Annotated in this window: 25 protein-coding genes, 1 tRNA gene and 1 pseudogene; 2 read left to right on the forward strand and 25 right to left on the reverse strand. The window is 45.7% G+C overall.

Annotated elements, in window-relative coordinates; all coding sequences use genetic code 11:
• Positions 1–83: 83 nt before the first annotated feature.
• Together CEF21_RS19800 and rpoN are read right to left on the reverse strand one after the other, a co-directional pair.
• Positions 84–335 carry a glutaredoxin family protein gene (locus CEF21_RS19800; protein ID WP_241156719.1) on the reverse strand — a complete coding sequence of 84 codons (252 nt, stop codon included), beginning with the start codon at positions 333–335 and terminating at the stop codon, positions 84–86.
• A complete protein-coding gene (gene rpoN / locus CEF21_RS19805) occupies positions 328–1,662 on the reverse strand; it encodes an RNA polymerase factor sigma-54 (RefSeq protein ID WP_164462256.1) in 1,335 nt (444 codons plus the stop codon). Before rpoN ends, CEF21_RS19800 begins: the two co-directional genes overlap by 8 nt.
• Positions 1,663–1,738: 76 nt before the next feature.
• On the opposite strand from rpoN, the gene yvfG reads away from it, so the two are divergent.
• Positions 1,739–1,963 carry a protein YvfG gene (gene yvfG / locus CEF21_RS19810; protein WP_123919374.1) on the forward strand — a complete coding sequence of 75 codons (225 nt, stop codon included), beginning with the start codon at positions 1,739–1,741 and terminating at the stop codon, positions 1,961–1,963.
• Positions 1,964–2,353: 390 nt separating this feature from the next.
• Here yvfG and CEF21_RS19815 read toward each other — a convergent pair.
• A tRNA-Arg gene (locus tag CEF21_RS19815) sits at positions 2,354–2,432 on the reverse strand.
• 281 nt (positions 2,433–2,713) lie between these two features.
• Complete coding sequence (locus CEF21_RS19820) at positions 2,714–2,971, reverse strand: DUF2164 domain-containing protein (RefSeq protein ID WP_123919376.1); 258 nt, start codon at positions 2,969–2,971, stop codon at positions 2,714–2,716.
• Positions 2,972–3,282: 311 nt separating this feature from the next.
• On the opposite strand from CEF21_RS19820, the gene clpP reads away from it, so the two are divergent.
• Positions 3,283–3,888 carry an ATP-dependent Clp endopeptidase proteolytic subunit ClpP gene (clpP, locus tag CEF21_RS19825; protein ID WP_123919378.1) on the forward strand — a complete coding sequence of 202 codons (606 nt, stop codon included), beginning with the start codon at positions 3,283–3,285 and terminating at the stop codon, positions 3,886–3,888.
• 38 nt (positions 3,889–3,926) lie between these two features.
• On the opposite strand, the gene CEF21_RS19830 is transcribed toward clpP, so the two are convergent.
• From CEF21_RS19830 to hprK, 21 genes and pseudogenes are all read right to left on the reverse strand, one after another.
• A complete protein-coding gene (locus CEF21_RS19830; protein WP_123919380.1) occupies positions 3,927–4,184 on the reverse strand; it encodes an HPr family phosphocarrier protein in 258 nt (85 codons plus the stop codon).
• A gap of 79 nt (positions 4,185–4,263) precedes the next feature.
• Entirely contained in the window at positions 4,264–5,214 is a 951-nt protein-coding gene (gene whiA / locus CEF21_RS19835) for a DNA-binding protein WhiA (protein WP_123919382.1), read from the reverse strand.
• Positions 5,215–5,252: 38 nt separating this feature from the next.
• Positions 5,253–6,212: a gluconeogenesis factor YvcK family protein gene (locus CEF21_RS19840; protein WP_123919384.1), complete on the reverse strand. Its 960-nt coding sequence runs from the start codon at positions 6,210–6,212 to the stop codon at positions 5,253–5,255.
• On the reverse strand, positions 6,209–7,129 hold the full coding sequence (gene rapZ, locus CEF21_RS19845) for an RNase adapter RapZ (RefSeq protein WP_123919386.1): 921 nt from the start codon (positions 7,127–7,129) through the stop codon (positions 6,209–6,211). The genes CEF21_RS19840 and rapZ overlap by 4 nt, the downstream gene beginning before the upstream one ends.
• Positions 7,130–7,174: 45 nt before the next feature.
• Positions 7,175–7,633 (reverse strand): 8-oxo-dGTP diphosphatase, encoded by a 459-nt coding sequence (locus CEF21_RS19850; protein WP_123919388.1) that lies wholly within the window; start codon positions 7,631–7,633, stop codon positions 7,175–7,177.
• 287 nt (positions 7,634–7,920) lie between these two features.
• Positions 7,921–8,871 (reverse strand): thioredoxin-disulfide reductase, encoded by a 951-nt coding sequence (trxB, locus tag CEF21_RS19855; RefSeq protein WP_123919390.1) that lies wholly within the window; start codon positions 8,869–8,871, stop codon positions 7,921–7,923.
• A 149-nt stretch (positions 8,872–9,020) separates the two neighbouring features.
• Complete coding sequence (locus CEF21_RS19860; protein WP_241156720.1) at positions 9,021–10,457, reverse strand: tetratricopeptide repeat protein; 1,437 nt, start codon at positions 10,455–10,457, stop codon at positions 9,021–9,023.
• 388 nt (positions 10,458–10,845) lie between these two features.
• Complete coding sequence (hisIE, locus tag CEF21_RS19865; protein ID WP_123919394.1) at positions 10,846–11,454, reverse strand: bifunctional phosphoribosyl-AMP cyclohydrolase/phosphoribosyl-ATP diphosphatase HisIE; 609 nt, start codon at positions 11,452–11,454, stop codon at positions 10,846–10,848.
• Positions 11,451–12,209: an imidazole glycerol phosphate synthase subunit HisF gene (gene hisF, locus CEF21_RS19870; RefSeq protein ID WP_123919396.1), complete on the reverse strand. Its 759-nt coding sequence runs from the start codon at positions 12,207–12,209 to the stop codon at positions 11,451–11,453. Before hisF ends, hisIE begins: the two co-directional genes overlap by 4 nt.
• Positions 12,206–12,937 carry a 1-(5-phosphoribosyl)-5-[(5-phosphoribosylamino)methylideneamino]imidazole-4-carboxamide isomerase gene (gene hisA, locus CEF21_RS19875; protein ID WP_123919398.1) on the reverse strand — a complete coding sequence of 244 codons (732 nt, stop codon included), beginning with the start codon at positions 12,935–12,937 and terminating at the stop codon, positions 12,206–12,208. Before hisA ends, hisF begins: the two co-directional genes overlap by 4 nt.
• Positions 12,934–13,566, reverse strand: a complete 633-nt coding sequence (gene hisH, locus CEF21_RS19880) for an imidazole glycerol phosphate synthase subunit HisH (protein WP_123919400.1) — start codon at positions 13,564–13,566, stop codon at positions 12,934–12,936. The genes hisA and hisH overlap by 4 nt, the downstream gene beginning before the upstream one ends.
• Positions 13,567–14,154: an imidazoleglycerol-phosphate dehydratase HisB gene (gene hisB, locus CEF21_RS19885; RefSeq protein ID WP_123919402.1), complete on the reverse strand. Its 588-nt coding sequence runs from the start codon at positions 14,152–14,154 to the stop codon at positions 13,567–13,569.
• A 3-nt stretch (positions 14,155–14,157) separates the two neighbouring features.
• Positions 14,158–15,369: pseudogene (gene hisD, locus CEF21_RS19890) on the reverse strand (histidinol dehydrogenase); the annotation flags it as partial.
• A gap of 1 nt (position 15,370) precedes the next feature.
• Positions 15,371–16,003: an ATP phosphoribosyltransferase gene (gene hisG, locus CEF21_RS19895; RefSeq protein ID WP_123919406.1), complete on the reverse strand. Its 633-nt coding sequence runs from the start codon at positions 16,001–16,003 to the stop codon at positions 15,371–15,373.
• Positions 15,996–17,168: an ATP phosphoribosyltransferase regulatory subunit gene (locus CEF21_RS19900; RefSeq protein WP_123919408.1), complete on the reverse strand. Its 1,173-nt coding sequence runs from the start codon at positions 17,166–17,168 to the stop codon at positions 15,996–15,998. Before CEF21_RS19900 ends, hisG begins: the two co-directional genes overlap by 8 nt.
• A 645-nt stretch (positions 17,169–17,813) precedes the next feature.
• The gene (locus CEF21_RS19905; protein WP_123919410.1) at positions 17,814–18,128 is read right to left on the reverse strand and encodes a hypothetical protein; all 315 of its coding nucleotides are present in this window, start codon (positions 18,126–18,128) and stop codon (positions 17,814–17,816) included.
• A gap of 46 nt (positions 18,129–18,174) precedes the next feature.
• Positions 18,175–18,705 (reverse strand): acyltransferase, encoded by a 531-nt coding sequence (locus tag CEF21_RS19910; protein WP_123919412.1) that lies wholly within the window; start codon positions 18,703–18,705, stop codon positions 18,175–18,177.
• Between the two features lie 2 nt (positions 18,706–18,707).
• Positions 18,708–19,349, reverse strand: a complete 642-nt coding sequence (gene ppaX, locus CEF21_RS19915; protein WP_123919414.1) for a pyrophosphatase PpaX — start codon at positions 19,347–19,349, stop codon at positions 18,708–18,710.
• Positions 19,324–20,283 (reverse strand): nucleoside recognition domain-containing protein, encoded by a 960-nt coding sequence (locus CEF21_RS19920; protein ID WP_123920443.1) that lies wholly within the window; start codon positions 20,281–20,283, stop codon positions 19,324–19,326. The genes ppaX and CEF21_RS19920 overlap by 26 nt, the downstream gene beginning before the upstream one ends.
• A 12-nt stretch (positions 20,284–20,295) precedes the next feature.
• The gene (gene lgt / locus CEF21_RS19925) at positions 20,296–21,111 is read right to left on the reverse strand and encodes a prolipoprotein diacylglyceryl transferase (RefSeq protein ID WP_123919416.1); all 816 of its coding nucleotides are present in this window, start codon (positions 21,109–21,111) and stop codon (positions 20,296–20,298) included.
• Positions 21,112–21,140: 29 nt separating this feature from the next.
• Complete coding sequence (hprK, locus tag CEF21_RS19930) at positions 21,141–22,067, reverse strand: HPr(Ser) kinase/phosphatase (RefSeq protein WP_123919418.1); 927 nt, start codon at positions 22,065–22,067, stop codon at positions 21,141–21,143.
• Positions 22,068–22,158: the final 91 nt, after the last annotated feature.

A 22,158-nucleotide genomic window follows, 5' to 3' on the forward strand; every position in this document is an offset into this window, starting at 1 on the left:
TTGTCCCTACGAGACATATTATGTCCCACTTACTGCAAAAAAAATCTCCCTGCTACACATTTATTTTAACAGGGAGGGAAAGCTTATTCAATCCTAACATCCTCATGTATCCGCTTACTTAAAAAATCTTTTTTTACTTGCCCGTATACCAGGGTTTTTCCGTCCATTTCAATGACCGGAATCATCAATCCGTACTTTTCAGTCAGACCATCATCTTTTTGAATGTCCACTATTGTATAGGACCCATCCATCTCCTCACACAGTTCCGCTATGATGTTAACTGCTTCTTCACAAAGATGGCAGCCTTCTCTTGAATAGACGGTCAAATTAATCATTCCCTGCCTCCGTATAGCGTCTTCTTAAAGAAGACGGCGGTATTTTCAGCTGATCGCGATACTTGGCAACCGTTCGCCTTGAAATCTTTAAATCATGCCTTTCCAGCATAGCAGAGGCAATCATCTGGTCTGATAGCGGCGATGTTTTATCTTCGCTCTCTACTAAGCGCAGCAGCATTTCCTTCGCGCCAGCTGCAGACTGTTCCGTTTCCTGCAGAGATCCTATTTTATTGACTAGGAAGGATTTCATTTCAAGCGTCCCATAGGGTGTTTGCACATATTTTCCTTTTATCGCTCTGCTGACAGTGGATTCATGGAATCCGGACGCTTCAGCTAAGTCGTTTAATGTCAGCGGTTTAAGCATTTCCCGTTTTCCTGAAAGAAAAAAGGCCTCTTGGAACGCAACAATTTGTTTCATGATTTGGACCATGGTTTGTTTTCGATGGTCCATCGTTTTCAGCAGCCATGTCCCCTGCTGTTCTTTAGCGGACAAATATTTCTTCAGTTCAGTCTGCCCATGCTGATTTTTCAGGCTCTCATATTTTCTGCTGATTCTGATTTGGGGTACCGCTTCATCGTTGCAGGCTGCCGCGATTCCAGTTTCCCGACGCTCTACAATTAGATCCGGAATAATGTAGGAGGCTTGCCCTCCCGCAAATGCGCTGCCCGGCTTTGGCTGGAGGCGGAGGGTAAAATCAAACACATCCTGAATGTCCTCCATGCTGAATCCTGAAATTTTCTTTAAAAGCTTCCAGGACCGTTCCGCAAAAAGCTTGAAATGATCCCTGATGACCGCCTCTGCCACTTTCGGCTTCTCTGTCATCCTCTGCATTTGCAGCAAAAGACATTCCTGCAGGCTTCTCGCCCCAATGCCTGCAGGGTCCAGGCTTTGCAAAACGTCTATACACCGGTTTGCTTCTTCCGCCGTTAATCCAGTACTGCAGAGCGCATTTTCGGCATCACCGTCCAAGTAACCGTTTTCATCAAGCATATCGATTAAGAGCCTTGTTCCCTTAGCAATAGATCCATTCGTGCCTGTCAGCCTCAGCTGCTCTTGCAAGTGATCAGATAAGCTATATGGAGCAGCGCTGGCAGTTTCCATTATGCTGAAATCTCCGCTTTTCCTTTTTGATATTTTTCTATGGTAAAATACATTCAAACCAGATTGTTCTTTTATTTCAATTAGGGGATTATCCAGAGCCAGTTCCTGTATATACCGCTCCAGTTCCATTGAGTTATATTGGAGAAGGGCAAGTGCCTGTTTCAGCTCCTGGGACATATGAAGCTTTAAGGACTGCTCCTGTGATAAGCCTTGTTTAATTTTCATAACGGTCCTACCTCCTCCCTTCATTTTACATGAAGCTAAGGGATTTTAGGAGAAAAATCAGAAAGGAGAATCCTTCATGAGCGAACTTTTTTCCATTCCTTATTTCGAACAGAATTTTCGCCAGCATATTGAAATGAATCAGGGAAAAATGGCCAAAACAGATGCGATGAACAGCTATTACCGTTCTGTAGTATCGACGCTTGTTCAGGACCAGCTGACAAAAAACGCTGAAGTGCTTAAGCGGATTCAGCATCTGGACAAAGCATACAGCACAGTTAAAGCTGAACAAAAACAACAGTAAACATTTCCTCTTTTCTTATCTAAAAATATTTGGTACAATCCATAAATCAGCAGTGATTCTGCTGCTGCACACACGTCCATTCCAGCCAGTGCCTATGCGCACTGGAGTGTACATAATTCTTATAAAATCAATTTAACCGCCTTCCGGTTCGGGATGGCGGTTTTTTATGCAATTTCAAGGATGACATTTGCATCAAAATAAAGCTTGCAGGGGCTAAATGGCCATCTTCGCCATAACGTTTTCATAAAGCCCCGCGGTTTTCCCAGCGGTCATTTAACCTGCTTGTGCTGAAAAAGGATACGGAGTATGCACCTGGCGATGCCTCTGAGATCCTGTGCAAATCAAAAAAAGCCCCTCCAGCATAGCCAGAAGGACTGTTCTTATTATGTATGGCGCGCTCGAAGGGATTCGAACCCCCGACAGACGTGGTACCGGAAACCACCGCTCTATCCAACTGAGCTACGAGCGCCTTAAGTGTCAGCAAGGAATATTATATGATACTAACCCCAATAAATCAAGCACTTTATTATTGATAATGAGAAGCTTTGCAAATTTCCAAACCGTTTAAACTATGATCCACCGGAACTGCAGGCAGTAATCGAAGAAGTTCTTTATCATTCCAATGGCATTCAGGCAATTAAACTGTACGGCAAAAAGCCGAGGGCACCCGTTATGAGGATGCTTAAGTGCGCGCCATGTGTCACTTAAGCATCCGATCCGGCAATCCGCAGGAGCCCATTTACAAAAACCCTATGAATCAAGCTTTCTTTTCCGAAGCGGCTTTTCAAGCGAATAGTATTCTTCTTCCAAATCCAGAAGCTTCTCATTCAGCAATGCCCTTGCATCTTCCACTCCCTGGTTATAAAAATAAGGCCCCAGCTCATTGCCAATGTACTCAAGAAAAATTTCAGCAGCCAGGTCGCCGATTTCCTCATCCCATTCTTTGTACAGGTAGTCCTGCAGCTTGGAAATCATATCGGCCTTCGCTTCCTTCTTCAGTTTAATCATTCGATTCCGCCCTTTCCTTTTGAGAAACCTCAATCGGCTTTCATTGAATCTTATCTTATCATTCCGAAGAACCTTTTGTCTGATTTGTTATCTTTTAAAATACGGACTTCCCGGATAATATCTTTTCTAAGCGATGGGCTATATGTGAATGGCATCTATCGTTTATGCTGTTTAAATCCTTATGAAAGGGGTATGATGAATACAGTCGGCATAGACTGTTAAAAGCCGGTTGTTTTTGTTTGACCTTTATTGACCATAATTGTATGATGATAGTACATAAGGAAATTACATATTAAAAGGGAGGCTATACTGTGAATTTAATTCCTACAGTTATTGAGCAAACGAACCGCGGAGAACGTGCATACGATATTTATTCCCGCTTGCTGAAAGACCGAATCATTATGCTTGGGAGCGGAATTGACGACAATGTAGCAAACGCTGTTGTTGCCCAGCTTTTATTCCTTGAAGCAGAAGATCCAGAAAAGGATATTTCCATTTACATCAATAGCCCTGGCGGATCCATTACAGCTGGTATGGCCATTTATGATACCATGCAGTTCATTAAACCGGATGTTAATACTATCTGTATCGGTATGGCTGCATCAATGGGTGCATTCCTTCTTGCAGCAGGCACGAAAGGCAAGCGCTATGCCCTTCCAAACAGTGAGGTTATGATCCATCAGCCTCTTGGAGGAGCTCAAGGTCAAGCAACAGAAATTGAAATTGCCGCTAAGCGCATTCTATTCCTTCGTGAAAAATTGAATCAAATTCTTTCAGACCGCACTGGACAGCCGCTTGAAGTGATCAGCCGCGACACGGACCGCGATAACTTCATGACAGCTGAAAGAGCACTGGAATACGGTTTGATCGATAAAATTATGAACCGCAACATTTTGGATAACAGCGAGAAGAAGTAACAAAAAAAACGGATTGCCCTTTTCAGGCAATCCGTTTTTTATATCTCCTGATGCACATATTCCTCAAGCGCTTCAAGCGCCTCTTGTTCATCATGCCCCTCTGCGATCAGCGTGATTGTGGAACCTGTGCCAATGGCAAGACTCATTAATCCCATAATGCTTTTGGCGTTTACCTTTTTTCCTTCTTTTTCGAGAAAAATGTCCGAGCCATATCGATTGGCTTCTTGAACAAATAAAGCTGCAGGACGTGCTTGCAGGCCATTTTTCAGGCGGACTTCCACTTGCTTCTCTACCATATGAATCCCCTCTCCCTTTTGATCTTTATGTTAAGTGCCTTTGCCATTAAGCAAAAAAACACCATATCCCCCAATTGAATTATTTCATGGAAACCGGCTTTCCGGCTCTTAACTGATCCGCAATTTGATCGAGCTTCCGCAGCCGGTGGTTGATTCCCGATTTGCTGATTGTTCCGCTGGAGACCATTTCACCAAGTTCTTTTAACGTAACATCCTGGTAATCAACTCTCAGCCGGGCAATCTCCCTAAGTTTTTCCGGAAGCATATCCAGCCCGATTTTGCTGTCAATGTATTGGATGTTCTCCACTTGTCTTAATGCTGCGCCGATGGTTTTATTCAGGTTAGCGGTCTCGCAGTTGACGAGCCGGTTAACGGAATTTCTCATGTCTCTGACAATGCGGATATCTTCAAATTTCAAAAGTGCCGTATGAGCTCCGATAATGTTTAAAAACTCCGCAATCTTTTCGGCTTCTTTCATATAGGCAATAAACCCTTTTTTTCTTTCAAGGGATTTGCTGTTTAAGTGAAATGTATTCATCAGCTCGCTTAAAGAGTCACTGTGCTCTTTGTAAAGCGAGAAAATTTCAAGATGGTATGAAGATGTCTCAGGATTGTTCACGGAACCTCCAGCAAGAAATGCGCCTCTCATGTAGGAGCGTTTGCAGCATTTCTTGTGAATCAGTTCAGGTGAGATCTCCCTTACAAACGTAAAGGATTCGCCCAGTATTTTTAAATCTTCAAGAATTTCTCTTGCCTGTTCTGTCAGCCTTACAATGTAAACATTGTTCTTTTTAAGCCGCATTTTTTTCCGGACAAGCAGCTCAACCGCCGCTTCATACTGTCTCTTTAGTAAAATGTATATTCTGCGGGCAATTGCCGCATTTTCTGTCTGAATATCCAGAACCAATTTTCTGTTTGAGAAGGAGAGGGAACCGTTCATCCTGATAAGAGCGGAAAGCTCAGCTTTCAGGCAGCAGCCCTTGATTTCAACCTGTGTCAGTTCTTTTTTGGTTTCGGATGCAAAAGACATATTCTGCACCTCCATTTTCCGTTGTGCACGCGCTTGCTCTAGATGGATTTCTGCAAAATCCCGTAAAGAAGTTTCGCAACTTTATTCGTATCGTGTCTGATTACGTCCCGGTCATCGGTAATCAAATGCTCATGTACGATAGAAAGCCCGAGTTTCTCCAGTTCATCCAGATCTGCATGCACAGGCTGTGCAAGTTCCGCAGCATAGCGCTGTTTGATCGTATCAGGAATGGTGTCTGCATTCACAAGGATGGTATCGATAAATGCACAGTTCATATGATCATAAAGAGCTTTTATATGATCACTCGCCTTATAGCCCAGTGTTTCACCCGGCTGAGTCATAACATTGCATATATAAACCTTCTTCGCTTTTGCCTTGCACACTTCCTGTCCGATTTTCGGAACAAGCAGGTTTGGCAGGATGCTTGTATATAAGCTTCCTGGTCCAAGTATAATTAAATCAGCTTCCTGAATGACATCAATTGTTTCAGGCAGCGGATCAATATTTTCCGGAGTAAGAAATACCCGCTTAATTTTCTTCGCAGAAGCAGGAATCTTGGATTCACCGGAAACGACGGATCGGTCTTCCATTTCAGCATGCAGTTCAACACTGCTGTTCGCTGCCGGAAGAACCTTTCCTCTAACATTAAGCACCTTGCTCATTTCCTTAATTGCGTGGGTAAAGTCACCTGTAATATTGGTCATGGCAGCCAGTATCAAGTTTCCAAGCGAATGGCCTGTCAGGCTGTCCCCTTTGTTAAATCGATGCTGAAACAGTTCTTCTACCAGCGGTTCTACATCAGAGAGCGCGGCCAGAACATTTCGAATATCCCCAGGAGGAGGAATCTTCAATTCATCACGGAGGCGGCCTGAGCTCCCGCCGTCATCAGCGACAGTCACGATTGCCGTAATATCAACCGGATAGACCTTGAGTCCCCGGAGCAGAACAGAGAGCCCGGTCCCTCCGCCGATTATGACGATTTTAGGCAGCACGTCTATTTCTTGCTTCTTCTTTCAATATCGCGGTGGGACACATGGGCCTTATAATCCTTTTTATAATACCCCGCGATGTGTTCGGCAAGCGTTACCGAGCGATGCTGGCCTCCTGTACAGCCAATCGCAATAACAAGCTGGCTCTTGCCTTCCCTTTTATAATAAGGGAGCATAAATGTCAGCAAATCGAGAACCTTTTCAAGAAACTTGGATGTTTCATTCCATTTCATCACATAAGAAGAGACCTCTTCTTCAAGGCCAGTTTTCAGCCTCATGTGTTCAATGTAGTGAGGGTTCGGCAGAAATCTTACATCGAAGACAAGATCGGCATCAATCGGGATACCATATTTAAAGCCAAAGGACATAATATTGACCGTAAAGGTCTGTTCTTCAGCTGCGGAAAATTGCTTCAGGATTTTCTCTCTGAGCTGGCGGGGTTTTAAGTCGGACGTATCGTAAATGATCTGGGCGCGTCCTTTTAACTCCTCCAGCAGTTCTCTTTCAATCTGAATTCCTTCAAGCGGAAGTCCCGTAGATGCGAGAGGGTGTGAGCGTCTTGTTTCCTTGTAGCGGGTAACAAGCGTTGAATCCTTGGCATCCAGGAATAGAATTTGCGGAGTAATCCAGGCAGATTCTCCGATTTCATCAAGAGCCTGGAAAAGGCTGTCAAAAAATTCGCGGCCCCTTAAATCCATTACAAGAGCCACTTTGTTCATCTTGGAACCTGATTCCTTCATCAGTTCCAAGAATTTCGGAAGAAGAGTTGGCGGGAGATTGTCTACACAAAAAAAGCCTAAATCTTCAAAGCTTTGAATGGCAACTGTCTTGCCTGCGCCGGACATTCCGGTAATAATGACCATTTGAATGTCTGAGTGAGTCTGAGTGCTCTCTTCCTGTCCAATATTTTGGCTTGTCAGTTCCATCCGGAATTTCCTCCTCCCCTTCTTATGCAGACAAAGGGTATATTTTTATTGGGGATCGAGCCTGTAGCTCAGCAGTTCAAAATCTTTTGTATACGTAAATGTGCCGTAGATGACACCTGATCCCTTTAACATAAAATCAAGAATATGATGGTCACCTGGCGCCATAGGGAGATCTGCAATAGCTGCCGGGTCATGCCAGGCAATGAGGCCTTCTTCAGATTCATCCACGTGTTCACCGCTGTAATCCTCTGCAAAAAAGGTAAACATCATCCATTCAGAGACAATTTCGTTCCCTTCCTTAATCAAAAAGGTAAAGATCCCCTTTATTTCAGGATTTTTTAAATATATGCCTGTTTCTTCCCGATATTCGCGGATAACGGAATCTTTTAAGGATTCACCCTGCTCCATTTTCCCGCCGGGAGCGACCCACCAGCCCCTTCTCGGTTTCTGAAGAAGAAGAACTTTATCGTCTTTTTTTAAGACACAATTCGTAACACGCTGCAACGTCGTTCACCTCGTTGTGGTAAGCCAGATTTCATTCACTTAATTATACTATTTATATACTTCACTCACAACGAACGAACCTTTTAAATTGCAAGGGAATGTCAAAACGTCCTGCTTGTATGGTCTGCACAAGTGCCGGGATGATAGCTAAGAAGGCAAAAAAAAGGAGCGCAGGAAAGGGTACCTGCGCTCTAAACATATTTATAAAAGGGGGTCAATTACTATTCTTATCTTACCCCATGTTTATTTCACCTGTGTTACAGGAGAGTTAAAACCTAATTACGGTTTTACTTTGACGCTTTAAGCTTTTCATGCAGCTCTTCTACATAGTTTTGTGCGCTTTGTGCCGCGATGCTTCCGTCGCCTGTTGCGGTAACGATCTGGCGAAGCGTTTTTTCGCGGATATCCCCCGCTGCAAAAATGCCGGGCACTCTTGTTTCCATTAGCTCATTTGTTTCGATATAGCCATTTTCATTTGTAATCCGAAGATTTTCAAACGGCTGTGACAGAGGGACCATGCCGATATAGATAAAGGCTCCATCTGCTTTGAACGGCTGTTCTTCGCCGGTCTGGGTGTTAACAAGCGTAACACTGCCGACTTTACCGCCTTCTTCGTGAATTTCACTGACAGTATGGTTCCAGATGAACTCAATTTTGTCATTGTCAAATGCACGCTTCTGAAGAATTTTCTGTGCTCTTAATTGATCACGGCGGTGAACAATGGTCACTTTTGAAGCAAAGCGTGTAAGATAGACGCCTTCTTCCACCGCTGAATCCCCTCCGCCGACTACAACGAGCTCTTTATTTTTAAAGAATGCTCCATCGCAGACAGCACAGTAAGATACACCCCGTCCGCCCAGTTCTTTTTCGCCGGGAACGTTCAGTTTTTTGTACTCTGCACCGGTACCGATAATGACCGCGCGTGCTTTATACTCTTTGCTGCCGGCACGGACAATTTTAAATTCCTCGCCGTCTTCAATGCCTTTAATATCCCCATATGCATACTCGGCACCGAACTTTTTAGCATGATCAAACATTTTTGTGGAAAGTTCAGGCCCGAGAATGTGATCAAATCCGGGATAGTTTTCAACGTCTTCTGTATTCGCCATTTGTCCGCCAGGTATTCCGCGCTCAATCATAAGCGTAGAAAGATTTGCACGGGATGTATAAACAGCAGCCGTCAATCCGGCCGGACCGGCTCCGGCAATAATGACGTCATAAATTTTTTCTTCTGCCATGACTTCTTTCACTCCTTACAAAAAATCCTTTTCGGATGATTAGTTCGTATTATTATTCCTTACTTCCATCGTATTAAATAATAAAAAAACACGCTATTTTTTTGCTCAGAAAAAAAGCTCAGCACCTGTCTGCTGATCTTTTCATAAGTTTAAAGACTTTGTACAAGCCGCTCATACTTTGTCAGCGTAGATACCGTCACTCCGAAAGCATGGGCAGCTTCCGTTTTGGTCACACGTTCCCCGCTTTTTTGTTTAAACAGATAATAAAAAGCAGCGGACCAGGCATGGCTGTTCTTCAGGCTAAGCTTAGCCGCATTCGCTTTAAGCATCATTTCGAAAAAGGAAAGGAACGTTTTCTCTTCAATAGAACCCAGCTGATGTTTCAGGGCTTCAGCTGCAAAAAAGAGCCTTGCACCTGTGCTACTCACATCCGCATCCCGGGTCATGGTTTGTTTTAAAAATTCCTTTTCCAGTTCTGATTGAGGCTTCAGGGCATGGTGATGCCTGATTTCTTCCAGCTGGTTGGATTTTGAAGCGATATATACCAGCGTCAGACGCTCTTGCAAGCTCATATCCTTTAAAGAAGATCGATTCTCCCATGGTTCAGAACCGGCTTTCGAAGGATTCTCGCGAATAACCCGTGCCCATGCCGACTTTGCCAGTTCTTCCTGACCGAGGTGCCAGGCTGAATAGGATAGCCAGTAAAAGAAGGTATCATCTCCTTCAAATCCCTGCCGCTGCAGAGACCGGAGCCATTTAAACGCAAGGTCATATTTTCCGATCAGGGCAAATGTGGCTCCAAGCTTATAGCGGTGCTCGACCATAATCGGATGCACAATAGACAGCCGTTCTGTTAATGCATGAACTTCAGGATCCTTGCGCTCGTAATAGTAAAACACAAGCAGATTGCAAAGCGCATGCAAATTGCCCTCGTTCAGTTCAAGAACAAGTTCAAGGTAATGCTTTGCTTTTTCCACATTGCCAGAATAAAAATAAGCAAGGGACAAATTATTATAAGCAGACCAGAATTCCGGAAATTCTTCAATAATTTCATGCAGCAATGCGATCGCTTCGTCCAGTTTGCCGTTTTCGAGAAGGGACCTTGCCGTTTCCTGCTTTATAATCAGTTCATCTGAATCTTCAAAGGAAGGATCTTCGTCTTCCCCTTCAATCATCAGCAAATCAAGTAATTCTTCATTATCTTCTATAAAATCTCCGTCAGGAGCTTCAGTTGAATAAGCTGTCGCACTTTTATAAGCCTGGTGAAAAAGCCCAAGATGCGCATAATTGTTCGCCATGAAATAATGACAATCGATCATGGTTGGATCTACTTTTTCCATTATATCAGTCAAAATTTCATTGGATTCCTGGTAATTTCCCATTTCCGTATAAATCATGGCAAGCTGGGAAAGAAAATTAGAGTTGTCAGGCTCGAGCGCTGCCGCCCGTTTTAAAAGCTTGCTCGCTTTTTCCAAATTATGCTCTACCCGATAAGCTTTTAAAGCTCTGCGGTAATAATAGGAGCCGTTCTGGAAAAAAGGAACAACCTGCGCTTTTTGCTGTCGATCAAATAGTTGTTTTCCCACGGAAATCCTCCATTTCATACATTTAACCGTACGTTAGTATACCATAGTTTAACACGTACACAACAGGGCAGACGGCCGTCCCCCCACAAAAAAGCAAAAATTCCTTTTTTTGATAAAGGAATTTTTTATCGAAAAGCTTTGCAAAAATGGGCTGTTGATTACAGCTGGCTTGTGCTGCGGACTGCCTGACCCTCCTCTTTGCTTTGTGCCTGCAGGTGTCATCTGTCCCTCTGCACCCTACCTTCCAGCAGGGTTAAAAATCAAGAGCCATATGATACTTCGCAATCCTTTTGCCCCTGTATGTGATTTATAGATCCGGGTTTACATTAATAAATAGCAGCAAAAAAAGACCAGCTGCACAGTTGGCCGCTGGTTTTTTTGAAAGTGATTATTTCCGTTCTTCCAGTGCTTTCATTACTTCGCTGAACGGAAGCTTTTGCTCCCTTAAAAGGACGAGCAGATGAAAAATCAAATCAGCCGCTTCCCATTTCAATTCATCATGGCTGCGGTTTTTCGCTGCAATAATAACCTCTGATGCCTCTTCGCCGACTTTCTTTAAAATCTTGTCGACCCCCTCCGTCAGAAGATACGTCGTGTAAGAACCCTCCGGACGCTCTGTATCGCGCTTTGCAATAACTTGTTCCAGTTCACTCAGAATCGCATACGGATTGTTCGAAGCTTTTGCCTCTCCTTTTTCAAAACAAGAATAGGACCCTGTATGACAAGCCGGCCCGTTTGGTTCAACGAGAACGAGGACTGCATCCTGATCGCAGTCGAAACGCAGTTCTTTAACGGACTGAGTGTTTCCCGAGGTTGCCCCTTTATGCCACAATTCATTCCGGGATCGGCTGAAAAACCAGGTCTCTCCGCTTTCAATGGTTTTATCCAGCGATTCTTTATTCATATAGGCAAGTGTCAAAACCTCTTTGCTTATCGCATCCTGAACTATGGCAGGAACTAAGCCTTTCTCATCAAAACGCACTTCATCTGCATTCATCTCATGTTCACTCCTCTGCTTCTCAGCTGGCTTTTAACTTCCTTAACAGACGTCTCTTTGTAATGGAATATGGACGCGGCAAGGGCAGCATCCGCCTTTCCCTCTTCAAATGCATCGTAAAAATGATCCGCGTTTCCTGCTCCGCCGGAGGCGATAACCGGCACAGGGACTGCTTCACTGATTTGACGGGTCAAATCCAGATCAAAACCGCTTTTCGCCCCGTCCTGATCCATGCTTGTAAGCAATATTTCACCTGCTCCGCGCTTTACTGCTTCCTTTGCCCAGGCAACGGCTTCCCATTTTGTCGGCTTTCGCCCGCCGTGTGTATAGACCCGATAGCTCCCAAGCTCTTCATCGTATTTGGCATCAATAGCTGCAACAATACACTGGGAGCCAAAGTAAAGAGCACCTTCGGATATAAGATGAGGGTTAAGCAAGGCGGCTGTATTGACAGAGACTTTATCTGCTCCGGCACGAAGGATCGCTTTCATATCTTCCAGACTGTTGATTCCTCCGCCAACTGTGAACGGGATCGCAAGTTCTGATGCGGTCTGCTCCACAACTTCAATCATGGTTTTCCGGCCTTCGTGAGAGGCTGAAATATCAAGAAAAACGAGCTCGTCCGCCCCTTCTTCATCGTAAAACTTCGCAAGCTCGACCGGATCTCCTGCATCTCTCAGTTCCACAAACTGTACACCTTTTACCACCCTGCCGTCCTTTACATCAAGACAGGGTATAATTCGCTTAGTAATCATCGGCCTGTCACCTCTTGAAGAGCATCCTTTAAAGCAAAACGGTTTGTATAGAGCGCTTTGCCGATAATCGCTCCTGAAATTCCATCTTCGCGGGAAAGAGCTTGAAGATCTTCTATGGAACTGACTCCCCCTGAAGCAATAACCGTTTTTCCGGTTGCTCTTGCAATCTCAGCGGTGGATTGAATATTAGGGCCGGACAGCATGCCATCCGTTGCAATATCCGTAAAAATGAACGTTTCCGCCCCATGCTCCGCAAGCTCTTTTCCAAGATCGGCCGCTTTTACACGGGATGTGTTCAGCCATCCCTCTGTTGAGACAAAGCCGTCTTTCGCATCGAGACCGATGGCAATCTTCTTTTTGTATTTGGAAAGCATATCCTTTACAAAGGCAGGATCGGATATAGCAGCGCTTCCCAGAATGACACGGTCAGCACCTTGGCCAAGGTACCATTCAATATCGCGTTCCGTCCGGATTCCGCCGCCAATCTGTACGTTTACATCCAGTTCGCGGGCGACGCTTATAACGTGTTCGCTATTTACGGGCCTTCCTTCTTTAGCCCCATCCAAATCAACCATGTGAATCCATTCTGCCCCCTGATCGGCAAAGCGTTTTGCCATGTCAAAAGGTGAATCCCCATAAATCGTCTCCTGATTGTAATCACCTTGAATAAGTCGTACACACTTGCCGTCTCTCATGTCAATGGCCGGATATAATATGAACGGCTTCATGCATTCGCCCCCTCTTTTACTTTTTCAGCAAACCGCTTCAAAATGGCCAGACCCGCTGTACTGCTCTTTTCGGGATGGAACTGGGTGCCGTATACATTTCCGCTCCCTACTACTGCAGGAACCTCAATCCCGTAATCGGCACTCGCCAGAACCGTTTTCGGCTGGTCCGCTCTCACATAAAAAGAGTGCACAAAATAAGCGTGCTGCCCTCCAAGGCCATTAATCAGAAACGATTCATTTTTTATAATCAATTCATTCCATCCCATATGAGGAACCTTCTGCTTGCCGCCTGCCGTTTTGGTCGGGAGTTTTCCTACCTTGCCTTTTAGCAATCCCAGTCCTTTTGTCCGGCCATTTTCTTCACTTTCATCAAAAAGCAGCTGCATCCCGAGGCATATTCCAAGAATCGGTTTTCCTTTTGCTGCCTCAGATTTAATAAAATCCGCCAGACTATCGGCATGAAGATTTTGCATCGCATCCTTAAACGCTCCGACTCCCGGCAGTATGTACCCGTCTGCTTCCATTAAATCTTCGCGTATCCCGGAGACAAAGTAAGGAATCTCCATTCGTTCCAGCGCTTTGCGGACACTGAAGATATTCCCCATTCCGTAATCAATAATTCCGATCATTTACAGCATTCCTTTCGTCGATGGAACCCCTTTTATGCGAGGGTCAATCGTTGACGCTTCATCCAGTGCACGGGCCAATGCTTTAAAGACAGCTTCAATGATGTGATGGGTATTCTGTCCATAATGAATGATGACATGAAGGTTGATCCTTGCTTCTAAGGCAACCTTCCATAAAAATTCATGGACAAGCTCTGTATCAAATGTGCCGACTTTCGAACTTGGCAGGCTCCCCTTCATTTCAAAGTGCGGACGATTGCTTAAATCCACTACTACCTGCGCAAGAGCTTCGTCCATTGGAACGATCGCTGAACCGTATCGCTTGATTCCTTTTTTGTCACCAAGCGCTTCACGGAACACTTGTCCAAGGCAAATGCCGATGTCCTCCGTTGTATGGTGGTCATCCACCTCAATGTCACCAGAAGCCTTAACCGTAAGATCGAACTGGCCATGCTTGGCAAACAAATCAAGCATATGAGTCATAAAAGGAACGCCTGTCTCGAGATCAGATCTTCCTTCCCCATCAATATTCAGCTCTAAGCTTATTTGCGTTTCATTTGTATTCCGTTCAATAAAAGATTTTCTGGACATGGATTATTGCCTCTCTTTCAAACGTTCTTCAATAGCACGGGCATGTGCCTCAAGTCCTTCGTACCGTGCAAACTCTGCGATTTTTGCTGCATTTTTTTCAAACGCTTCCCTGCTGTAGTAGATAACGCTTGATTTTTTCGTAAAGTCATCGACATTAAGCGGACTCGAAAATCTGGCCGTACCGCTTGTCGGAAGCACGTGGTTCGGGCCGGCAAAATAATCACCGACAGGCTCTGAGCTATACCGGCCCATAAAGATCGCCCCTGCATGGCGGATTGAACCAAGCCAGTCAAAAGGATCCTTTACTAAAAGCTCCAAATGCTCAGGTGCCAAATCGTTGACCATCCGGATTGCCTCTTCTTTTGTTTCCGCAACGAGATATTTGCCGTTTTGATCCATAGATGCTTTGGCAATGTCCTTCCGCGGCAAATCCTCCAGCTGTTTATCCACTTCACGCTTCACTTCTTCTGCAAAAGCACTGGAGGTCGTAATCAAAATACTTCTGGAAAGGGGATCATGCTCCGCCTGGGAAAGAAGATCAGCGGCTGCCTCATTCGCCCTTGCCGACTCATCCGCCACAACGGCGATTTCACTTGGTCCGGCAATCATATCAATATCAACATCCCCAAATACTTCCCGCTTTGCAGTTGCGACATATATGTTTCCGGGACCGACAATTTTATCTACACGTTTAATCGTTTCCGTTCCATAAGCAAGTGCAGCGACTGCCTGTGCTCCGCCTACTTTATAAATTTCTGTTACCCCAAGCTCATTGGCGGCAACAAGAACGCCTGCCGGAATGGTTCCCTCTTTGGAAGGGGGAGAAACCATCGCAATCCGTTCAACCCCTGCTACCTGAGCCGGGATGACATTCATAAGAACCGATGACGGATAGGCAGCCGTTCCGCCAGGAACATACACTCCGGCCGAGTCAAGCGGCGTTACTTTCTGTCCCAACACGGTTCCATCCGGATTCGTCATAAACCAGGAATCCCGCTTTTGTTTGCTGTGAAAAAGCGTAATATTCTCTATAGCCTCCCTGATAACCGCAAGCAGGGAATCTTCTATTTTACTGTAAGCATCCCGGATTTCTTCTTCTGTGACCCGAAAAGAATCCAGACGAACACCGTCAAATTTCTCTGTATACCGTCTCAGCGCTTCATCGCCCTGTTTTTTTACGTCTTCAATAATGTCTCTAACCATATGTCTTCCCTCCCTACCGGTTATTCACCGCTTTTGACAGACGCTCCGCCAGTTCATCAATCTGGACATCCTTCATCCGGTAGCTGACAGGATTGACAATCAGCCGGGACGTCACTTCCGTAATGTGCTCATATTCAATGAGCCCGTTTTCCTTAAGCGTACGGCCTGTAGAAACAATATCAACAATGCGGTCGGAGAGGCCAATCATAGGAGCAAGCTCAATAGAGCCATTCAGCTTAATAATCTCCACTTGCTCACCTTGTTCCCTGAAATAACTGGACGCAATGTTTGGATACTTCGTCGCAATCCTCGGTGCCACCTCACTCATCGGATGATCCGGCAAACCGGCAACGGCCAAATAACAGCGGCTGATTTGAAGATCCAGCACCTCATACACATCCCTTTCTTCTTCAAGCAATACATCTTTTCCTGCAATGCCTACATCTGCAACCCCGTGTTCAACATAGGTAGACACATCCATCGGCTTAGCCAGAAAGAAGCGGAGATTTTCTTCCGGAATATCCAAAATCAGCTTGCGGCTGTCGTCAAACTCCGGCGGAAGTTTGTAGCCGGCTTCCCTCAAAAGCTCAGCAGCCTCTTCAAAAATTCTTCCTTTAGGCATTGCAATCGTCAGCACATCACTCATCAGAAGCACCTCTTTTCGAACCGATAAAATAAGCCACCTCTTCAAACTGCTTTGTAAAGGAATCCACATCCTCCACACCGGAAAGATTTTGGAGCACCGTCATTTTCCCGTCTTTTCTTAAAGAACCGGCATACTCGATCGCTTCTCTTATCCGCTCCTGGGAGAAAATCACGCAATACTTCGGTTCTTCTCTTTCCGTTTCATCCAGCGCTTCAAGAAGCTGGCCAAGCTGCAGGCCAAAACCAGTCGCCGCCGCAGGGCGGTCAAATTTCTCCATCAGGCGGTTATACCTTCCGCCATTTCCAAGCGGAAAACCAACCTTATCCGTATATACTTCAAATAAAATCCCTGTGTAATAACTCATATGGCTGACAATATTTAAATCAAGCTTTACATATTCAGCTGCGCCGAATTCTTCAAGCATGCTCCAAAGCTTTTGAAGCTCATCAATGGCCTCTCTGCAATCATTGGATTCACAGATGGACAGAGCCTCAAGCATCTTACCCGCATCCCCTCTTAACGTAAGAAAATCCAAAAGGCGCTGCTTATCAATAGAAGACAATGCAAGAGATTTTACATGCTCGCGGTATCCGACGTAATTTTTCTCATAAAGAAAACGTCTTAGCTTATCAGCTCGTTCCTGGTTCCCAAGAATCTCTTTGAAAAGAGCATCCGCAAACCCAATATGGCCGATAGCTACCCTGAAATTTTGAAGACCGGAAGCACGAAGCGCAGAAATCATAAGAGAAATGGCCTCCGCATCCGCACTGATGGACGCATCCCCGATCAATTCCACTCCTATCTGCTCAAACTCCGCAGCACGTCCGCCTTCCCGCTGCTGCGCCCTGAATACATTCGCCTGATAAGAAAGCCGGAGCGGAGAATTTCCTGCCATCCTAGAAGCCGCCACCCTCGCAATCGGAGCCGTCATATCCGGCCGGAGCACGAGTGTTTTCCCCTGCTGATCCAGCAATTTAAACAGCTGCTGATCCAAAATCGCCGACTGTACACCAACCGTTTCATAATATTCAAGCGTAGGAGTTTCAATAAAATCGTATCCCCATCCGCTGATTTCCCTCATAATTTTCTTCCTGACCGCACTCTTCCTTTTATAAAGAGCAGGAAGCGTATCCCTCATGCCAAGAGGCTTTTCAAACATAAACATCAATCGGAACCCCCAATTTATACGAAATGTTCAAAATCCTTTAGTTCGCTAATATGGTACCATACTAACAAAATAAAGGCATTCATTCAAGGAAAAATTATTATCTGTTTGTATGCTTCCCTCTTTTTATCATTCTTCAACCTATTCAGAAGGAGGAGGGCAAAAAGGTGCTGGTAATCCTCTGGATCGGGATAGTGGCTCTCACTGGGGTGTTTGGGGACATCGGCTCTTTGGGGCTTCCCGGACATTGTTCCCGGACATCGCCGCTCTTTTCGGGCCTTCCCGGACATCGTTCCCGGACATCAGCTCTCAATCCAGCCTTCCCGGACATTGTTCCCGGACATTGTTCCCGGACATCACCTCTCAATCCAGCCTTCCCGGACATTGTTCCCGGACATCGCCGCTCTTTTCGGGCCTTCCCGGACATTGTTCCCGGACATCAGCTCTCAATCAGGGCTTCCCGGACATTGTTCCCGGACATCAGCTCTCAATCCGGGCTTCCCGGACATTGTTCCCGGACATCAGCTCTCAATCCAGGCTTCCCGGACATTGTTCCCGGACATCGCCGCTCTTTTCAAGTCTTCCCGGACATTGTTGCCGGACATCAGCTCTCAATCCAGCCTTCCCGGACATTGTTCGCGGACATCAGCTCTCAACCGGGGCTTCCCGGACATTGTTCCCGGACATCACATCTCTTTCCATGTCTTCCCGGACATTGTTCCCGGACATCGCCTCTCTTTCCACGTCTTCCCGGACATTGTTCCCGGACATCGCATCTCTTTCCACGTCTTCCCGGACATTGTTCCCGGACATCGCCGCTCTTTTCACGTCTTCCCGGACATTGTCCCCGGACATCGCCGCTCTTTTCACGTCTTCCCGGACATTGTTCCCGGACATCGCCGCTCTTTCCACGTCTTCCCGGCGCCCACTGTCCCTCCCGTTATGACCGTACTTCATCATCCGATCAATCACCAATCCCCTAAAAAGAAAAACCCACTGAACAGAATCAGTCTATCTGTTCAGCGGGTTCCATGATCGCTCTTTTTTCCATTTCTTCTTTTGTATAAATAATCCGCATCGGGTTGCCGCCTGCGAATGCGCCGGCAGGGACATCTTTGTGTACGAGGGTGCCGGCGGAGACGATGGCTCCGTCTCCGATGGTCACTCCAGGTAAAATCGTACTGTTGGCGCCAATCATGACTTCATCGCCGATTATCACATCTCCAAGACGATATTCTTTAATCAGGTACTCATGGGCAAGAATCGTCGTATTGTAGCCAATTACCGTATTGCGGCCTACTTTAATTTTTTCAGGAAACATGATGTCGAGCATGACCATGAGGGCAAACGATGTCTGCTTCCCCGCTTCCACTCCGAGAAAGGTGCGGTACATCCAATTTTTCATGCCGAGAAACGGGGTGTATCTGGCAAGCTGGATGACGGCAAAGTTTCTGGCTACTTTCCAGAATGGCACCGTTTTGTATATATGCCATAGAGAGTTGGCTCCGGTCACCGGATAGCGTGTCGTCCTTCGCACAATTATTCCACTCCGGCAATATGGAGCAAATCACTCATTTGCTCCAGCATATAGTCGGGGTCATAGGCTGAAAGATACTCTCTGCCTTTTATTGTCCAGGCAACGCCTGCTGTCAGTGTGCCGGCATTCTTTCCGGCTTCTATATCATGGTGGTTATCGCCAACCATAATGGCCTCATCAGGCTGTGATCCAAGCAATGTCAATGCTTTTAATACCGGTTCCGGGTGGGGTTTGGCGTGCTCGACATCATCGAGAGTGACTACCACGTCAAAAAACTGGTCAAGCTTCGTCAGCTTCAGACCCATATTGACGGTATCCCGGATTTTTGTTGTGACAATTCCAAGCTTGAACCCTTCGTGATGGAGCTTTGCCACCGTTTCGAAAACAGTGGCAAACTCCGTTACTAGCTCATCATGCTGCTTATGATTGAATGAGCGGTACATCCCAATCATTTCATCTGTTTTTTCGGGATCAATCGATTGAAAGGTCTCAGCCAGCGTTGGCCCAATGAAAGGCAGCACTTTTTCCCGGCTGTATTGGCCGGGACGGTAATGATTCAGCGTATGCAAAAACGATTCAATAATCAGTTCGTTTGTATTAATCAGTGTTCCGTCCAAATCAAACAGAATGGTATTCCTTTTCATGAACAGGTTCCTTTCTTGCTGAAGAATCAGGCTGTTTCCAGCACTTCGCTATAATGACGGTCAATACGACGGCTGTCATCACCCTTATTAGAAATAAGGGCAGAACCGGTATCCCGAGCGGGACAAAAATAAGTGTGTCTTCCACAACGGCATGGCAGGATACGAGAAAGATAAAAGCCAGGGTGAGATCCCGATAGCTGACCCCATCCTCCTTTACCGCCTGGATCATGACTCCCGCTCCATAGGCAAGGCCAATCGTTAAACCGGCAACAAGTGTCATTGACGTATTTTCTCTCATGCCGAGAAATCTTGTGACAGGTGCCATCCATCTTGAAAAGACTTTGAGCCAGCCAAAATCTTTCATAAACTGCATGATGATCATGAGCGGAATGACAATGGCTGCAAGCTGCGCAATGCCAAGCAGACCTTTTCCGACCGCTTCAAGCAGTATTTCTCCCCAGCCATCCGGCTGGCTTTGGGTTTTCGCAATGAATCCGTACCGGGCCATTTCTCCGCCGCCGTGCCAGACCGCGTTGATTACAGCAGCCGATACGAGCGCCAGGCCAATCCTCACAATAAGAATAAGCCAAAGCTTAACTCCGACCTTTGCCGCAACCGTCGATTCAATGATAAGGTTGTGGGAAAAAGAAAGCATAACCGCTAAAATAAAAACTTCTTTTACGGATAAATCCAGTGTTAAGATCCCGGCAATTCCGGCATACAAGTTTAAAAAGTTTCCAAGAACGAGAGGAATGGCTGCCTCACCTCTTAGTCCAATCAGTCCCATCAAAGGCGTGATGGCGTGAATGATCCAATCCAGTACAGGGGTATGGCGAAGGATCCCTACAAGAAGTGTGACAGGAAAAATGACTTTTCCAAGTGTCCAGGTTGTCGAAAGCCCTGCTTTCCAGCCTTTTGCTAAACTTGCCTTCAGTCTAATCACCCCTTATTCTGTATCCAGGTAACGCGCTTTTGAAAGTCCGCTCTTTCTGCGATATATGATCAAAGAGATTGCTATTAAAACCAGGACTATGGAAATGACCTGCGCAATTCTAAGGTTTGCTGTCAGCATCAAGCTGTCCGTTCTCATTCCTTCAATAAAGAACCGGCCGACAGAATACCAAATGACGTACGATAAAAACAGTTCCCCTCTTCTTAAATTCACTCTCCGCAAAAACATGAGCAAGGCGAAGCCTGCCAGATTCCAGAGTGATTCGTATAAAAATGTCGGGTGATAATACTGTCCGTCTATGTACATTTGATTAATAATGAAGTTCGGTAGATGAAGGCTTTCCAAAAATCCCCTTGTTACCGGTCCGCCAAAGGCTTCCTGGTTCATGAAATTACCCCAGCGGCCAATGGCCTGGCCAAGAATGATACTTGGAGCCGCGATGTCCGCAAGCTTCCAGAATGAAATCTTTTTGATTCTCGAGAAAACCACTCCCGTTGCAACCGCTCCAATTAAGCCGCCGTGGATGGCAAGCCCTCCCTGCCAGATCTGAGGAATCATCGCGGGGTTTTGAGAGTAGTAATCCCATTGAAAGGCAACATAATAGAGCCTTGCACAAATAATGGCAATGGGAATCGCAAACAGAACTAAATCAATAAATGTATCTTTGTGAAAACCTCTTCTGACACTTTCCCTTACTGCAATCCACAAGCCGAGCAGGGCGCCTAAGCCGATAATAATTCCGTACCAGTGCACCTTCAGTCCTAGAAGCTCAATCGCTATCGGATTGAGCGGCTGGATCGTTCCGATCATTTCCTTCCACTCCTCTTTTGACAGCTGTATCAGCGCTCTCCTTCTTCAATTACATCTGCAAGCTTTGTAGTAAATTGCTCAGCCGCATTCAGCCCCATTCTTTTCAGACGGAAATTCATCGCAGCCACTTCGATGATCACCGCTAAGTTTCGGCCCGGACGAACAGGGACAGTTAGCTTTTGAATATTCGTATCGATGATTTTCATGGTTTCTTCTTCTAACCCTAAGCGGTCATATTGCTTTTTCGCGTCCCATGTCTCCAAATCGATGACAAGTGTAATGCGCTTGTTGCTGCGGACAGCACCAGCGCCGAATAAGGTCATCACATCAATGATTCCAAGACCGCGGATTTCGAGCAAATGCTCAATCAGCTCGGGAGCATTCCCAATCAGCGTATTCTGATCTTCCTGGCGGATTTCTACACAATCGTCTGCTACCAGACGGTGTCCGCGTTTCACTAGCTCAAGAGCTGTTTCACTTTTCCCTACTCCGCTTTTTCCGATAATCAGCACACCGACCCCATAAATATCAACCAGAACTCCGTGAACGGCCGTAGTAGGGGCAAGCTTGCTTTCTAAAAAGTTTGTTAAATGACTGGAAAGACGAGTTGTTTTCATAGAAGATTTTAAAACAGGCACACCATTTTTTTCAGAAGCCTCTCTAAGCTCTTCCGGAATTTCCAGATCTCTCGACACGATAATTGCCGGAGTAATGGACGTGCATAATCCAGCCATCCGTTCTTCTTTTTCATGTCTTGGCAGCTTTTCAAAAAAAGAGAGCTCTGTCTTCCCGAGAATTTGTACCCGGTCTTTTGGGTAATAGGCAAAATACCCTGCGATTTCAAGCCCCGGTCTTGACAGGTCGCTTGTCGTAATCGGACGGTTAATTCCCTCTTCACCGCTAATGAGCTCCATTTTAAACTTTTCCATTAAATCCTTTGTACGTACTTTAGGCATAGATGTGTCCTCCCTTTAGCCAAACACCATATGTAAAATCTTCTTCCATTTTAGCACTTTTATCTCTGCGGATGTAGACTTTCGGTAACAG

It is taken from the genome of Bacillus sp. FJAT-42376 (assembly GCF_003816055.1).
Classification (GTDB): domain Bacteria; phylum Bacillota; class Bacilli; order Bacillales; family Bacillaceae; genus Metabacillus_B.

What these genes read in the sequence shown, in the direction of transcription:
- CEF21_RS19905 (WP_123919410.1), bottom strand. Translation starts at nt 18,128, where the DNA reads ATGATGAAGTACGGTCATAACGGGAGGGACAGTGGGCGCCGGGAAGAC.
- yvfG (WP_123919374.1), top strand. Translation starts at nt 1,739, where the DNA reads ATGAGCGAACTTTTTTCCATTCCTTATTTCGAACAGAATTTTCGCCAG.
- hisIE (WP_123919394.1), bottom strand. Translation starts at nt 11,454, where the DNA reads ATGAATGCAGATGAAGTGCGTTTTGATGAGAAAGGCTTAGTTCCTGCC.
- hprK (WP_123919418.1), bottom strand. Translation starts at nt 22,067, where the DNA reads ATGCCTAAAGTACGTACAAAGGATTTAATGGAAAAGTTTAAAATGGAG.
- rpoN (WP_164462256.1), bottom strand. Translation starts at nt 1,662, where the DNA reads ATGAAAATTAAACAAGGCTTATCACAGGAGCAGTCCTTAAAGCTTCAT.
- rapZ (WP_123919386.1), bottom strand. Translation starts at nt 7,129, where the DNA reads ATGGAACTGACAAGCCAAAATATTGGACAGGAAGAGAGCACTCAGACT.
- hisA (WP_123919398.1), bottom strand. Translation starts at nt 12,937, where the DNA reads ATGAAGCCGTTCATATTATATCCGGCCATTGACATGAGAGACGGCAAG.
- CEF21_RS19830 (WP_123919380.1), bottom strand. Translation starts at nt 4,184, where the DNA reads ATGGTAGAGAAGCAAGTGGAAGTCCGCCTGAAAAATGGCCTGCAAGCA.
- ppaX (WP_123919414.1), bottom strand. Translation starts at nt 19,349, where the DNA reads ATGAAAAGGAATACCATTCTGTTTGATTTGGACGGAACACTGATTAAT.
- hisF (WP_123919396.1), bottom strand. Translation starts at nt 12,209, where the DNA reads ATGATTACTAAGCGAATTATACCCTGTCTTGATGTAAAGGACGGCAGG.
- hisB (WP_123919402.1), bottom strand. Translation starts at nt 14,154, where the DNA reads ATGTCCAGAAAATCTTTTATTGAACGGAATACAAATGAAACGCAAATA.
- hisG (WP_123919406.1), bottom strand. Translation starts at nt 16,003, where the DNA reads ATGAGTGATGTGCTGACGATTGCAATGCCTAAAGGAAGAATTTTTGAA.
- CEF21_RS19900 (WP_123919408.1), bottom strand. Translation starts at nt 17,168, where the DNA reads ATGTTTATGTTTGAAAAGCCTCTTGGCATGAGGGATACGCTTCCTGCT.
- whiA (WP_123919382.1), bottom strand. Translation starts at nt 5,214, where the DNA reads ATGTCTTTTGCATCCGAAACCAAAAAAGAACTGACACAGGTTGAAATC.
- CEF21_RS19820 (WP_123919376.1), bottom strand. Translation starts at nt 2,971, where the DNA reads ATGATTAAACTGAAGAAGGAAGCGAAGGCCGATATGATTTCCAAGCTG.
- hisH (WP_123919400.1), bottom strand. Translation starts at nt 13,566, where the DNA reads ATGATCGGAATTATTGATTACGGAATGGGGAATATCTTCAGTGTCCGC.
- lgt (WP_123919416.1), bottom strand. Translation starts at nt 21,111, where the DNA reads ATGATCGGAACGATCCAGCCGCTCAATCCGATAGCGATTGAGCTTCTA.
- trxB (WP_123919390.1), bottom strand. Translation starts at nt 8,871, where the DNA reads ATGGCAGAAGAAAAAATTTATGACGTCATTATTGCCGGAGCCGGTCCG.
- CEF21_RS19800 (WP_241156719.1), bottom strand. Translation starts at nt 335, where the DNA reads ATGATTAATTTGACCGTCTATTCAAGAGAAGGCTGCCATCTTTGTGAA.